Here is a 12,781-nt window from a genome sequence, read left to right as displayed (position 1 = left end):
GCTCCTTAGAAATACCCTTGACGCTTTTTCAGCTCCATCGAGCCGGACTGATCGCGATCGATCATCCGTCCCTGGCGCTCACTGGTGGTGGATACCAACATCTCTTCGATGATTTCCGGCAGCGTTTGCGCTTCGGACTCCACCGCGCCGGTCAGCGGCCAGCAACCCAAGGTGCGGAAGCGCACCATGCGCTGGCTGATCACTTCGCCCGGCTGCAGATCAATGCGATCGTCGTCCACCATCAACAGCATGCCGTCACGCTCTACCACCGGACGTGGTTTCGCCAGGTACAAAGGAATGATGTCGATTTTTTCCAGGAAAATGTATTGCCAGATATCCAGCTCGGTCCAGTTCGACAGCGGGAACACGCGGATGCTCTCGCCCTTGTTGATCTGACCGTTGTAGTTGTGCCACAGCTCCGGGCGCTGGTTCTTCGGATCCCAACGGTGGAAGCGGTCGCGGAAAGAATAGATACGCTCTTTGGCGCGTGATTTTTCTTCGTCACGGCGGGCGCCACCAAAGGCGGCATCAAAACCGTATTTGTTCAGCGCCTGCTTCAGACCTTCGGTTTTCATGATATCGGTGTGCTTGGCACTGCCGTGAACGAACGGGTTGATGCCCATCGCCACGCCTTCCGGATTTTTATGTACCAGCAGCTCAAAACCGTATTCCTTGGCGGTGCGGTCACGGAACTGGTACATCTCGCTGAATTTCCAGCCGGTATCCACGTGTAGCAGCGGAAACGGCAGCGTGCCTGGGAAGAAGGCCTTGCGCGCCAGGTGCAGCATCACGGAAGAGTCTTTGCCGATGGAATAGAGCATCACCGGGTTGCCGAATTCAGCGGCGACTTCACGGATGATATGGATACTCTCCGCCTCCAATTGCCGCAAATGAGTGAGTCGTTTTTCGTCCATAACAGATCCTTAAGCCAAATTCACGACGGCTGGGCGTGATACCCCTTCCGCCTGCGGTTGATGCCCAAACCAGGCGATTTGGTGATGTAATTCCACCACTTCGCCGATCACCAGCAGCGCCGGTAACGGTGCCTGTTGAGCCAATTGTTCGAGTTGTTGCAGCGTACCGGTTTGCACCAGTTGGTCCGCACGGGTGCCACGGCTGATTACCGCCACCGGCGTTGTGGCCGCACGGCCGTGGGCTATCAGGCGCTGGCTGATATCCGCCGCCTTCATGGTGCCCATGTAGATAGCCAGAGTCTGGCGCGCACGCGCCAAATCGGCCCAGTCCAGGCCATCGCCGTCGGGGCGACAGTGGCCAGTAATAAAGGTAACGCTCTGTGCGTGATCGCGGTGCGTCAGCGGGATGCCGGCATAGGCGGTTGCCCCAGCGGCGGCCGTTACTCCCGGTACCACCTGGAAGGGAATGCCCGCCGCGGCGGCCACCTGTAATTCTTCACCACCACGGCCAAAGATAAAGGGATCGCCCCCCTTCAGCCGCACCACACGTTTGCCCTGCTGTGCCAGTTCCACCAGCAGACGGTTGGTTTCTTCCTGGATCACCGAGTGTGCGCCGGCGCGTTTGCCCACGCAGATGCGTTCGGCATCCCGACGAACCAAATCAAGAATTTCATCGCTAACCAGATGGTCGTACAGCACCACGTCGGCCTGCTGCATCACCTGCAGCCCGCGCAGGGTCAGTAACCCCACGTCGCCCGGCCCGGCCCCCACCAGGGCAATTTCGCCCTGAGTGCCTTCGCTGCCCTGTGCAAACTGCTCTAAGTCCTGCTCCAGTTGCCGCTGCGCCTCGGCGGTTTGGCCATTGGCCACCAGCGTTGCGAAGCGGCCGCCAAAGGTTTTCTCCCAAAAGCGGCGGCGTTCGCCAATGGCATTCAACCGTTGCTTCACCTGACCACGCCAGCGCCCGGCGACCTCAGCCATCTGCCCCAGACTGGCGGGCAATAAGGCCTCAAGTTTTTCACGCAGCATGCGTGCCAACACCGGAGCCTGGCCGCTGGAAGAGACGGCGACCACCAAGGGTGAACGATCGATAATCGACGGGAAGATGAACGAACAGCGCGGCTGATCGTCCACTACGTTGGCCAGCACCCGGCGTTTATCCGCCTCGCTAAATACCTCGGCATTCAGCGCACTGTCATCGGTGGCGGCAATCACCAGGAAAACCTCATCGAGTTGCTCAGCGGCAAAAGCCTGTCCCAGCCAGTGGATCTGCCCCTGCTGACTCAGTTGTTCGAGTATCGGTGAGAGTGACTGCGCAACTATCCGTATTTCAGCCCCGGCGCGCAGGAGAAGGTCAACTTTGCGCGCAGCCACTTCACCGCCGCCAACGACCAACACCGGGCGTTGTTTCAGGTCGGCGAATATAGGTAGATAGTCCACAACAGCCTTTTCATATATGCAGAAAGATACTGTGACTATACGGGCTGAGATTTAGCCTCTGAAATGACGAAAAGGAATGACTAGTTCTTTTATGGAATATAGGCCGCAGCGTCAGGGTTTGCGGCGGTTACACATCCGGTAAGGCCGCGGCGATTATCCAGCCCAGGCAGGCAGAAGTTAAAACCAAAACTTCGCGGCGGTCATACACAGGCCAGTTACAGCCAATAGAGTGCTAATCACCCATATGGCACTAATCATCCATTTAGTTTGATTAGCCATCTCTTTATGAACCAAACCGATCTCCCGGTGTAGCAATCCCACTTCCTTATGCAAATCGCCTTTGGTAACAAACTCCACTGAACGCATGGTCAGCGTCGCCAAATCGGTTTTGACCTGATTGAGAGTATGTTCCACACACTCGGCTTTCTTCTCTATCAGGCCGAACCTGTCATTGCACTTGTCCAACATCAGGGTTTCTCCTTCTATCCATATGAACCTTATCGCTGAATAATAAACCACACCGCGACCATGGTTAAATACCGATTCCCGTAATGTGCCCAGCATTTCGCACAATATTTTGCACGGAACAAGGTTCGACATCATTAGTTGCGCACAGCACCGAAATTTTGCCTGTGCAGCTAAAATTTCAGAGCGGTGGAAATTGTTTAATCTGCCGCCGAGTCTCATACTGAGGGCCGCAAAAAGAATCGGTATTACCGACATTAAAAAGAAGGATTTTTCGGTATGTTTTCCCGCTTTTATCTAAAGGCCGGCCTGTTGGTGGCAGTGCTCGGCGGTGTTTTCAGCGTTTCTGCCGCCACACAGCCCGCGAAAGATCTCCCGATGGGTAAATTCGCCGCTGACCAAATCCGCCACATCGCTACCTATTTCCCCGGCCGTATGGCAGGCAGCCCGGCCGAACTGCTCACCGCAGACTATCTAAACCAGCAGTTCAGCAAGATGGGTTATCAGAGCGATATCCGCAGCTTCAATACCCGTTATCTCTACACCAGTAAAGACGGTAAAAAGAACTGGAATAATGTTACCGCCAGCTCGGTGATCGCCGCTAAAAATGGCAGCAATCCGCAGCAAATTCTGATCGTGGCGCATTTTGATACCTATACGCCACAAAGCGACGCCGACCTGGATAACAACCTCGGCGGCCTGACGCTACAGGGCGTCGATGACAATGCCTCCGGTATCGGTGTAATGCTGGAGTTGGCAGAGCGCCTGAAGAACATCCCCACGGCTTACGGCCTGCGCTTTGTTGCCACCAGCGCCGAAGAAATCGGCTCATTGGGGGCGCAGAACTATCTGCAACGTATGAGCCCGGAAGAAAAACGTAATACTGTGCTGGTGATTAACCTCGACAGCCTGATCACCGGCGATCGCCTGTATTTCAACGCCGGCCGCAACACGCCACCCAAGTTGGCGAAACAGAGCCGCGATCGCGCACTGGACATCGCCCACCGCTATGGCATTACCGCCGCCACTAACCCAGGCAGCCAGGCGCACCCGAAGGGCACCGGCTGCTGCTCCGATCAGGAGGTGTTTGATAAAGCCGGTATTCCGGTGCTATCCGTCGAAGCCACCAACTGGTCGCTGGGCAAGAAAGACGGTTATCAGCAGCGTGCCGTCAGCCCGCACTTCCCACAGGGCATAAGTTGGCACCGCCCGCAGTACGATAATCTGCAATACCTGGAACGTAATTTGCCAGGACGGATCGATAAACGCAGCCGCGAGAGCGTGCAGATCCTGTTGCCGTTGATCAAAGAGCTGGCGCAGGCGCATCCACCTAAAGCGCCAAAGAAAAAGTAGTCTTATCGGGGGCAAAATTCAGTACAAATTTTGTACCCCAATGCTCGACTGAGTATACTGTTGCCAGGATTTCGTAGCAGGAGCCCGACTGATGAGCACACAAAAGACCCTGTCGCAGAAAGCGACGCGGGAAAGCCTCGGCTCTCCCGAAATTTTCAAGGGAGGTGTTTGGGTGACGAGAAATGGAACCGCTGAATTATTCGTTCAAACTGCAGCCGAGCGCCAGGAAGAACTGGCTGCCTGGGAACGAGAACGGCAAACACATGCGTTGCTGAAACTAACATTGAAGGCTAAACAGGATGTCACTGAAGGCAGAACACTTTCTGCTGAAGAGGCATTACAAAGGTTACGCGCATCACGGGGGTAAGGATCACCACCATGTATGATGTTCACCTCACTAATACCGCATTGCAGTGCCTCAGTGATATTGAGTCCTTTAAAGCCATCACTCTTGGCCCACAAGGTGCGGCAAGATTCGTTGATGCGATATTTGCCGAAAATCTCGAACATTTGCGCGTTGACCCACTACGCTGCCGTTATAACGCTCAGTTAGCCGAGTTTGGCCTGGCAGTACGTGAACGTTTGGATCGTCACGACTACCGCACGCTGTACGAAGTGACAGAAAATCGCGTAGATATTCTACTGATTTTACATACCCGCCAAGATATCGGTGCGGCACTCTGGCGACATATGCTGCTAAATTAACAAGGGCCCAGCCAATGCTGAGCCCTTGGAAGTTTACATTAGCCTTCGTGCAGGCCGCACTCACGCTTCAGGCCGAAGAAGCGGGTTTCTTCCTCGCTCATGCCCGGTTCCCATTTCTGCGTAGTGTGGGTATCTCCTACCGACAGATAGCCTTGCTCCCACAGCGGGTGGTAACTCAGGCCGTGCTCGGTCAGGTATTGATATATTTTTCGATTGTCCCAGTCGATAATCGGCAGGATCTTGAACACTCCGCGCTGCACTGCCAACACCGGCAAGTGAGCACGACTGCCCGATTGTTCGCGACGCAGGCCGGCGAACCAGGTCTGCCCGCCGAGGGTTTCCAGCGCGCGATTCATCGGCTCAACCTTGTTGATTTGGTTGTATTTCTCAATGCCCTCAACGCCCTGCTCCCACAGTTTGCCGTAGCGTGCCTCCTGCCAGGCAGGCGACTGTTCGGCGCGGAACACCTGCAGGTTTAACTTCAGCTTGTCGGCCAATTGATCGATAAACTGATAGGTTTCCGGGAACAGGTAGCCGGTATCGGTAAGGATCACCGGGATATCCGGTTTGATCCTGGTCACCAAGTGCAAACACACCGCCGCCTGAATGCCAAAACTTGAAGAGAGTACAAACTCGCCCGGCAAATGCTCCAGCGCCCATTCCACACGTTGCTCGGCGGAAAGGGTTTCCAACTGACCATTAACCACCGCCAGTGACAACGCCTGCCCTGATTTGGGCAGCGCGTTCAGCTCCGCCAGATTGAATTCAGCCATGTTGCCTGCCTCCTGATGCTTGAATCATACCGCGCAGATCCAGCCCCCTGTGCCAGCGGGGCCAAATGGCGTCAGTCCCAGAAATCCTGTGCCGGATCGACCACCGGCCTGACCACACCGGCGCGGATGGTGAAATCACCAAAGCCTTCGCCTGCCGTGCGCTCGGTGGCCCAACGGCCCACCAGTTGGTCAATCTCTCGCAGAATTTCTTCTTCGTTAATATTTTCTCGGTACATGCGCGGAATACGCGTGCCTTCCCGGTTACCGCCCAAATGCAGGTTATAGCGACCTACCGCTTTACCCACCAGGCCAATCTCCGCCAGCAGTGCGCGGCCACAGCCATTCGGGCAGCCGGTGATGCGCAGCACTATGTGCTCGTCACCCACGCCGTGCCGATGCAGGATCCCTTCCACCTTGGTGACGAACTCCGGCAGGAAACGCTCGGCCTCCGCCATTGCCAATGGGCAGGTCGGGAAGGATACGCAGGCCATCGAGTTTTGGCGCTGTACGCTGACCCCATCGTCGATCAGACCATGATCTCGCGCCAGAGCTTCGATCTTCGCTTTCTCGCTTTCCGGCACACCGGCGACGATCAGGTTCTGGTTGGCCGTCAGGCGGAAATCCCCTTTGTGGATCCGCGCGATCTCGGCAACGCCGGTTTTCAGCGGACGCCCCGGGTAATCCAATAACCGGCCGTTCTCAATAAACAGCGTCAGGTGCCATTGGTTATCAATACCTTTCACCCAACCAATGCGATCGCCGCGACCGGTGAATTCGTACGGGCGGATCGGCTCAAAAGTGATGCCTGCCCGTTTTTCTACTTCGGCGCGGAAAGTATCCACCCCGACGCGCTCCAGCGTGTATTTGGTTTTGGCATTTTTACGATCGGTACGATTACCCCAGTCGCGCTGGGTGGTCACTACCGCTTCGGCGACTGCCAGCGTGTGCTCCAGCGGGATGTAGCCGAACTCGCTGGCCTGGCGCGCATAAGTTTTCTTGTTGCCATGTTCAATCGACAGACCGCCGCCCACCAGCAGGTTGAAGCCCACCAGCTTGCCGTTTTTGGCGATCGCCACAAAGTTCATGTCGTTGGCGTGCAGATCAACGTCATTCTGCGGCGGGATCACCACCGTGGTTTTGAACTTACGCGGCAGATAGGTAGCCCCGAGGATCGGTTCTTCGTCGGTGGTCGCCACTTTTTCCTGATCCAGCCACACTTCCGCGTAAGCACGGGTGCGCGGCAACAGATGTTCGGAAATCTTCTTCGCCCACTCGTAAGCTTCCTGATGCAGTTCTGACTCCACCGGGTTAGAAGTACAAAGCACGTTACGGTTAACGTCGTTGGCGGTAGCCAGCGCGTCCAGCCCCAGGCGGCCCAGCAGTTGGTGCACCGGCTTCACGTTGCCCTTCAAAATGCCATGGAACTGGAAGGTCTGGCGGTTGGTGATACGAATGCTGCCGTACAGGGTGCTTTCCTGCGCGAACTTATCAATGCCCAGCCACTGTTGGGGTGAGATAATCCCTCCCGGCAGACGGCAGCGCAGCATCATCGCGTGGCGCGGCTCCAGCTTCTGCTCGGCGCGTTCGGCGCGAATATCACGGTCGTCCTGCTGGTACATGCCGTGAAAACGGATCAGCAGGAAGTTGTCACCGGTAAAACCACCGGTCAAACCGTCCTTCAAATCTTCAGCGATGGTGCCGCGCAGGAAGTTGCTTTCTTTCTTCAAACGCTCGGCATCGGCCAATTTGCCTTCAACCACCAGAGGCCCCGGGTGTTTATCACTCATCAGTAAACATCTCGCTGATAACGGCGCTCAAGGCGCAGCTCACTTAAAAATTCATCCGCCAGCTCGGTATCCATACCACCGTGCTCGGCCACCAGTTCCAGTAATGTGTTTTCCACGTCCTTCGCCATGCGGTTGGCATCGCCACAGACGTAAATATGCGCGCCTTCCTGGATCCAACGCCACACTTCCGCGCCCTGTTCGCGCAGTTTGTCTTGAACATAGACTTTATGTTGTTGATCGCGTGACCAGGCCAGATCGATACGAGTCAGCAGGCCATCCTTCACATAGCGCTGCCATTCGACCTGATACAGGAAATCTTCGGTAAAGTGCGGGTTGCCGAAGAACAGCCAATTCTTACCGCCGGCACCATCAGCGTCACGTTGCTGCATAAAGGCGCGGAACGGCGCAATGCCGGTGCCAGGGCCAATCATGATCACCGGCGTTTCCGGGTTGGCCGGCAGGCGGAAGTTGTCGTTGTGCTCGATGAACACCCGCACATCACCGTCCTCTTCCAGGCGATCGGCCAGGAAGCTGGAAGCGCCACCGGCACGAGCGCGACCGTCAATGTCGTAGCGCACCACGCCGACGGTAACGTGCACTTCGTTTTCGTTCTCAGCCTGCGAGGAGGCGATGGAGTACAGACGCGGCGTCAGAGGGCGCAACAGGCCAATCAACTGTTCGGCATTGAGATCGGCCGGTGCCTGACGCACCATGTCGACAATCGGCGTGTTGTGCGCGTAATGCTGCAGCGCGGCTTTATCTGCCAGTAGGCCAATCAGTTTCTCGTCGCGCGACAGCGCCGCGTATTTGTCGACGATCAGCGTTGTGTTCTGCGTCAATTCGAAATGGCTGCGCAACGCTTGCGCCAGCGGCAGAGTTTTACCTTCGACCTCTACCGGCTCGTCGCCTTTCAGCCACAGCAGTTGCACCAGTTCGTCCACCAGCGCAGGATCGTTATCGAACCAGACGCCCAGCGCGTCACCCGGTCGGTAGCGCAGACCCGAATCGCCCAGATCAATCTCGATATGGCGCACGTCTTTATCTGACGCACGGCCGGTAATTTTTTGCTTCACCGCCAGTTGCGCGGTCAGCGGCTGTTCTTTGCTGTACGGGCTGCTATCGAGCAGATCAACCGCGCCGCTGGCCAGTACGCCCGGTGCGGCGTTTTCCGCCGGCGCGCGGGCTTTCAGCACTTCCACTACCTGTTTACGCCAGGCCGTGGCCAGTTCCTGATATTCCACGTCGGCATCCACCCGCTCGACCAGGCGCTCGGCACCCAGTTCGGCCAGCTTGCCGTCGAAGTCTTTGCCCGACTGACAGAAGTTTTCGTAGGAAGTATCCCCCAGCCCGAAGACCGCAAACGCGGTTTCGTTAAGCTTGGGCGCTTTCTTTGAGAACAGGAATTTATGCAGCGCAACCGCCTCTTCCGCCGGCTCGCCTTCCCCCTGTGTGGAGGCGACGATCACCAGCAAGCGTTCCTGGGCAATCTGCTTGAACTTGTAGTCACCGGCATTCACCAGGGTGACGCTCAGCTTGGCGGCCAACAGATCGTCGCGCAGCTGTTCCGCCAGGCGACGTGCATTGCCAGTCTGCGAAGCAGAGATCACCGTGATGCTGGCGGCAGCGGAAGCCACCGGCGCAATGGCAACGCTGCCAGGCTGTTGATTAACCATTCCCCAGAAATAACCTGACAGCCACGCCAGCTGCGTTGGTGAATATTCACCAATCGCCGCCTGCAGGCGCGCCAGCTGTTCGGGCGTCAGCGGGAGCAAAGATGTTGGAGGTGCCTGAGTCGTCATTGCAGTACTTATTTCCTATACATGGCACCTATCCAGCCAGGTGCTCGCCAGTGTCAGCCGCTATTTTTTCGTTCGGTCTGCGGTCCTGAAAAGATCAGGAGAGTTTGTAAGGTTACCCAGCCGATTGGCAACGATTAAATAAGGGATAGCAATAAATAATAACTAAAATGACTAAGCTGTTTTTCTGGTAACGGATAGTGCTTAAAGCGCTAAGCGGACTTTTTTATCCACATGAAAATTAAACCGTTTTTTTGACGCTTATTGAATGAATCGCATTTACCGCTCATTACCCCAACAGATAGGTCTATCAAGGACCAAACAAAAAAAGTGTTAAGCCAACTTTGACAGCGCTACCGGTAGACCAAAGCGGTATAAATGGCAAGAAAGCTCCGTTTCCGGTAAACTTCGGCGGTTTTTGAGTCAATGAGGCCGTAATAATGGCAACCACGCTGTTTAAAGATTTTCAGTTTGAAGCCGCACACCGCTTGCCGAACGTAGCGGAGGGCCATAAATGCGGCCGTCTGCACGGGCATTCGTTTATGGTGCGTCTGGAAGTGACCGGTGAAGTGGATGCACACACCGGTTGGGTGATGGATTTCGCCGAGCTTAAAGCCGTGTTCTCCCCAATCTGGGAGCGCCTGGATCACAATTATCTCAATGATATTCCAGGATTGGAAAATCCCACCAGCGAAGTCCTTGCCGCCTGGATCTGGCAGCAGCTCAAACCCCAGTTGCCGGAACTGACTGCGGTGATGGTGAAAGAAACCTGTACCGCCGGATGCGTGTATAAAGGCTAAAGAAAGGGCGCCCTATGGCGTAATGCCGATCAGTTAAGCAAAGTTCTGAATAAGAATGTACGACATTGTTTAAGTGGGCGTCCCCCTCTCCCGAGGGAGAGGGCCGGGGTGAGGGGCTTTCGCGTTGATATGTATCCCCTCACCCTAACCCTCTCCCAAAGGAGAGGGAACAATATCACCTTAACTTACAAGCATTACGCCCTATGGCGCCCTGAATTTTATGCGATATTCAGATACTTATGGGTCTGCATCGACAGGCGCCAGTTGCGCGCAATGCAGGTTTCAATACACAGGCGGGTCGCCTCTTCCTTCTGACTGATCGGCTGCAACGCGATAATCCGCGGCTTCTCATCGTGCAGCGTCGCCAGCAGCGCATCCAGCGCTTCAATATCACGCTCACGTCCGACCGGATGTTTCACTTCATCAGCGCGCTGCAAAGCCTGGCTTAGCACCTTCATACCACCGCGCATATTCACCTTGGGTGAAACCGTCACCCAGGTTTTCGCCGAGCATTGGATCTCGTGAGTGCCGCTGGTTTCAATCTGGCAACCGTAGCCGTGCTCTTCGAGTAATTCAGTCAGCGGAGTCAGATCGTAAATGCAGGGTTCACCGCCGGTGATCACTACATGGCGCGCGGTGTAGCCTTGTTGGCGAATGACCGCCAGTAACTGCTCGGCACTGGCGCTGCCCCAGGCGTCGCTCTCTTCGGTTTTCACCAAAATCCGTTGCATGTCGACTTCCCGATTGGCTTCCTTTTCCCAGGTATGTTTGGTATCGCACCAGCTGCATCCTACCGGGCAGCCCTGCAGGCGGATAAAAATGGCCGGAACGCCGGTAAAAAAGCCTTCGCCCTGCAAGGTTTGGAACATTTCATTAATCGGGTACTGCATCGGTTTCTCAATCTGGAAAGGTAAAAAGGGATTATCGCAGATTCCGGCCCGGCGACCAAACGGGCGAAATTGTATTAAATTTTATCCAGCGCTCGGCGGCCAGCCGATCTCACCGGCTATCGGCTTCATTTAATTAGTTTACTGAACCAGTCCCTTGCACTGACGGTGTAATCCGCTTCGCAAAAACAACATTTAATTAACGTATAAGATAAATATATTTGACATAAATCGCTCGCACGCAGATGTATATACAGGCAAGCACAAGCCGGACGCCAGTTTCGGCGGTTCATCCACCACAATCACATCTGCGTTTAGAGGGTGCCATGGCTCATTCCACCGAGTTGAATATTCAGCAGGCCATCGACGACAGCAAATTCTCGCTGTTTCACTGGACCTTGATCATTTTGGGATTCCTGATCCTGGCCATTGATGGCTTCGACACTGCGGCCATGGGGTATATCGCCCCTTCGGTCGCCAAAGACTGGGGCATTGTGAAACAGGATCTCGGCCCGGTACTGAGCGCCGCCCTGTTGGGGCTGTCACTCGGTGCACTGGTTGCCGGACCGATCTCCGACCGTATCGGTCGCAAACGGGTGTTGGTGTTTTCATGCCTGTTCTTCGGTCTTTCAAGCCTGGCCACCGCCTATGCCGGCTCACTCAATAGCCTGACGCTGTGGCGCTTTCTCACCGGTCTGGGGCTGGGAGCGGCAATGCCGAACGCCATCACGCTGATTTCCGAATATGCACCGCAGCGCTGCCGTTCATTGGCGATTAACACCATGTACTGTGGTTTCCCTCTGGGTGCCGCAGGCGGCGGAGCGATTTCGTCATGGCTGATCCCGGCCTATGGCTGGCACAGCGTGCTGTTGCTGGGAGCGATCGCTCCGCTGGTGCTGACGGTATTGTTGATCCTGTTCCTGCCGGAATCGGTGAAGTACATGGTTAACCGCGGCAAAGACGCGATCAAAATCAAACGCATTGCCCAGCGCTTTGTCAGCCAAAATCTCGATAACGTCACGCGTTTCTATCTGTATGAAGAGAAACTGGCACAGTCGAAAACCAGCGTCGGCCTGTTGTTCACCCGGCCTTATCTGACCGGCACGCTGATGCTGTGGCTGACCTACTTTATGGGGCTGGTAATTTATTACGTGCTGCTGAGCTGGATGCCTATCCTGATGCAGGGGCTGGGCTATCAGTTGGAGCAGTCGGCGATCCTGACCTCGCTGTTCACCTTCGGCGGCACCCTTGGCATTCTGGTGGCCGGCTGGCTGATGGATCGCTGGAATGCCCATAAGGTGGTGTCGAGCGGCTTTGTCATTACCGCGCTGCTGATCGTGGCGATGACCACCGAGGACAGCCATATCGTGCTGCTGGGCACCTTTATCTTCCTGATGGGGATTACCATGAACGGCGCGCAGTCCGGCCTGCAAACGCTGGCGGCGACCTTCTACCCCACCCACAGTCGCGCAACCGGCATTGCCTGGATGCAGGGCATCGGCCGCTTTGGTGGCGTGGCGGGCACCATGATGGGAGCGCAGCTGCTGGCCATGCAGTGGGAAGTGCAGAGTATTTTGATGTTCCTGTGCGTGCCGGCGTTGATCGCCGCTATCGCCACGGTATTCAAAATGACCCGTCGAGCGGTATTACAGCCTGCTGCATAAAGAGAAATGCCCGCCCTCTGGCGGGCGTTTTGCTTTCAGATATAGGACTTTTTTATCACAGGGCCTAACTTGTAATAGGTATGTAAATTTATTGTGATTAGACGCGCAAAATTGACCCATTTTTAATTCATTTTTGTTGAATAGCTCACTGTTCTCCCCTGCCCAGCTAATGGCCACAACGTCCAATCAAATAACAA

12 protein-coding genes are annotated in these 12,781 nt (G+C 55.6%); 5 read left to right on the top strand and 7 right to left on the bottom strand.

What is annotated here, in order from left to right:
- Window positions 1-5: 5 nt before the first annotated feature.
- The 3 genes from cysD to M2406_RS12720 all read right to left on the bottom strand — a co-directional run bounded on the left by cysD (window position 6) and on the right by M2406_RS12720 (window position 2,822).
- Window positions 6-914 (bottom strand): sulfate adenylyltransferase subunit CysD, encoded by a 909-nt coding sequence (cysD, locus tag M2406_RS12730; protein WP_012005266.1) that lies wholly within the window; start codon window positions 912-914, stop codon window positions 6-8.
- Window positions 915-923: 9 nt separating this feature from the next.
- The gene (gene cysG / locus M2406_RS12725; protein ID WP_012005265.1) at window positions 924-2,354 is read right to left on the bottom strand and encodes a siroheme synthase CysG; all 1,431 of its coding nucleotides are present in this window, start codon (window positions 2,352-2,354) and stop codon (window positions 924-926) included.
- A 177-nt stretch (window positions 2,355-2,531) separates the two neighbouring features.
- Window positions 2,532-2,822, bottom strand: coding sequence for a hypothetical protein (locus M2406_RS12720; RefSeq protein WP_112362955.1), 291 nt, complete (start codon window positions 2,820-2,822; stop codon window positions 2,532-2,534).
- A 276-nt stretch (window positions 2,823-3,098) separates the two neighbouring features.
- On the opposite strand from M2406_RS12720, the gene M2406_RS12715 reads away from it, so the two are divergent.
- The 3 genes from M2406_RS12715 (at window position 3,099) to M2406_RS12705 (ending at window position 4,877) form a co-directional block, all read left to right on the top strand.
- Window positions 3,099-4,172, top strand: a complete 1,074-nt coding sequence (locus M2406_RS12715) for an aminopeptidase (RefSeq protein WP_012005263.1) — start codon at window positions 3,099-3,101, stop codon at window positions 4,170-4,172.
- Between the two features lie 91 nt (window positions 4,173-4,263).
- The gene (locus M2406_RS12710; RefSeq protein WP_012005262.1) at window positions 4,264-4,539 is read left to right on the top strand and encodes a hypothetical protein; all 276 of its coding nucleotides are present in this window, start codon (window positions 4,264-4,266) and stop codon (window positions 4,537-4,539) included.
- Window positions 4,540-4,550: 11 nt separating this feature from the next.
- The gene (locus tag M2406_RS12705; protein ID WP_012005261.1) at window positions 4,551-4,877 is read left to right on the top strand and encodes a type II toxin-antitoxin system RelE/ParE family toxin; all 327 of its coding nucleotides are present in this window, start codon (window positions 4,551-4,553) and stop codon (window positions 4,875-4,877) included.
- A 38-nt stretch (window positions 4,878-4,915) separates the two neighbouring features.
- Here the strand turns inward: M2406_RS12705 and M2406_RS12700 are convergent, their stop codons facing one another.
- The 3 genes from M2406_RS12700 to cysJ all read right to left on the bottom strand — a co-directional run bounded on the left by M2406_RS12700 (window position 4,916) and on the right by cysJ (window position 9,236).
- Entirely contained in the window at window positions 4,916-5,650 is a 735-nt protein-coding gene (locus M2406_RS12700) for a phosphoadenylyl-sulfate reductase (protein WP_012005260.1), read from the bottom strand.
- 71 nt (window positions 5,651-5,721) lie between these two features.
- Window positions 5,722-7,437 carry an assimilatory sulfite reductase (NADPH) hemoprotein subunit gene (gene cysI / locus M2406_RS12695; protein ID WP_012005259.1) on the bottom strand — a complete coding sequence of 572 codons (1,716 nt, stop codon included), beginning with the start codon at window positions 7,435-7,437 and terminating at the stop codon, window positions 5,722-5,724.
- Complete coding sequence (gene cysJ, locus M2406_RS12690; RefSeq protein WP_115183272.1) at window positions 7,437-9,236, bottom strand: NADPH-dependent assimilatory sulfite reductase flavoprotein subunit; 1,800 nt, start codon at window positions 9,234-9,236, stop codon at window positions 7,437-7,439. The genes cysI and cysJ overlap by 1 nt, the downstream gene beginning before the upstream one ends.
- Before the next feature lie 437 nt (window positions 9,237-9,673).
- Here cysJ and queD point away from each other — a divergent pair, with 437 nt between their 5' ends.
- Window positions 9,674-10,033, top strand: coding sequence for a 6-carboxytetrahydropterin synthase QueD (gene queD, locus M2406_RS12685; RefSeq protein WP_012005257.1), 360 nt, complete (start codon window positions 9,674-9,676; stop codon window positions 10,031-10,033).
- Between the two features lie 218 nt (window positions 10,034-10,251).
- On the opposite strand, the gene queE is transcribed toward queD, so the two are convergent.
- On the bottom strand, window positions 10,252-10,923 hold the full coding sequence (gene queE, locus M2406_RS12680) for a 7-carboxy-7-deazaguanine synthase QueE (RefSeq protein ID WP_012005256.1): 672 nt from the start codon (window positions 10,921-10,923) through the stop codon (window positions 10,252-10,254).
- Window positions 10,924-11,246: 323 nt separating this feature from the next.
- On the opposite strand from queE, the gene M2406_RS12675 reads away from it, so the two are divergent.
- Window positions 11,247-12,584, top strand: a complete 1,338-nt coding sequence (locus tag M2406_RS12675) for an aromatic acid/H+ symport family MFS transporter (protein ID WP_259190248.1) — start codon at window positions 11,247-11,249, stop codon at window positions 12,582-12,584.
- Window positions 12,585-12,781: the final 197 nt, after the last annotated feature.

It is taken from the genome of Serratia sp. BIGb0163 (assembly GCF_024809935.1).
Taxonomy (GTDB): Bacteria; Pseudomonadota; Gammaproteobacteria; order Enterobacterales; family Enterobacteriaceae; genus Serratia; species Serratia quinivorans.
Note: the sequence above shows the minus strand (reverse complement) of the source record. Positions and strands in the feature narration are given on the sequence as shown.

Bases quoted from the DNA above. Each gene is read 5' to 3' on its own strand.
- queD (WP_012005257.1), top strand. From the start codon at position 9,674: ATGGCAACCACGCTGTTTAAAGATTTTCAGTTTGAAGCCGCACACCGC.
- M2406_RS12715 (WP_012005263.1), top strand. From the start codon at position 3,099: ATGTTTTCCCGCTTTTATCTAAAGGCCGGCCTGTTGGTGGCAGTGCTC.
- M2406_RS12720 (WP_112362955.1), bottom strand. From the start codon at position 2,822: ATGTTGGACAAGTGCAATGACAGGTTCGGCCTGATAGAGAAGAAAGCC.
- cysI (WP_012005259.1), bottom strand. From the start codon at position 7,437: ATGAGTGATAAACACCCGGGGCCTCTGGTGGTTGAAGGCAAATTGGCC.
- M2406_RS12710 (WP_012005262.1), top strand. From the start codon at position 4,264: ATGAGCACACAAAAGACCCTGTCGCAGAAAGCGACGCGGGAAAGCCTC.
- cysJ (WP_115183272.1), bottom strand. From the start codon at position 9,236: ATGACGACTCAGGCACCTCCAACATCTTTGCTCCCGCTGACGCCCGAA.
- M2406_RS12675 (WP_259190248.1), top strand. From the start codon at position 11,247: ATGGCTCATTCCACCGAGTTGAATATTCAGCAGGCCATCGACGACAGC.
- cysD (WP_012005266.1), bottom strand. From the start codon at position 914: ATGGACGAAAAACGACTCACTCATTTGCGGCAATTGGAGGCGGAGAGT.
- queE (WP_012005256.1), bottom strand. From the start codon at position 10,923: ATGCAGTACCCGATTAATGAAATGTTCCAAACCTTGCAGGGCGAAGGC.
- M2406_RS12705 (WP_012005261.1), top strand. From the start codon at position 4,551: ATGTATGATGTTCACCTCACTAATACCGCATTGCAGTGCCTCAGTGAT.
- M2406_RS12700 (WP_012005260.1), bottom strand. From the start codon at position 5,650: ATGGCTGAATTCAATCTGGCGGAGCTGAACGCGCTGCCCAAATCAGGG.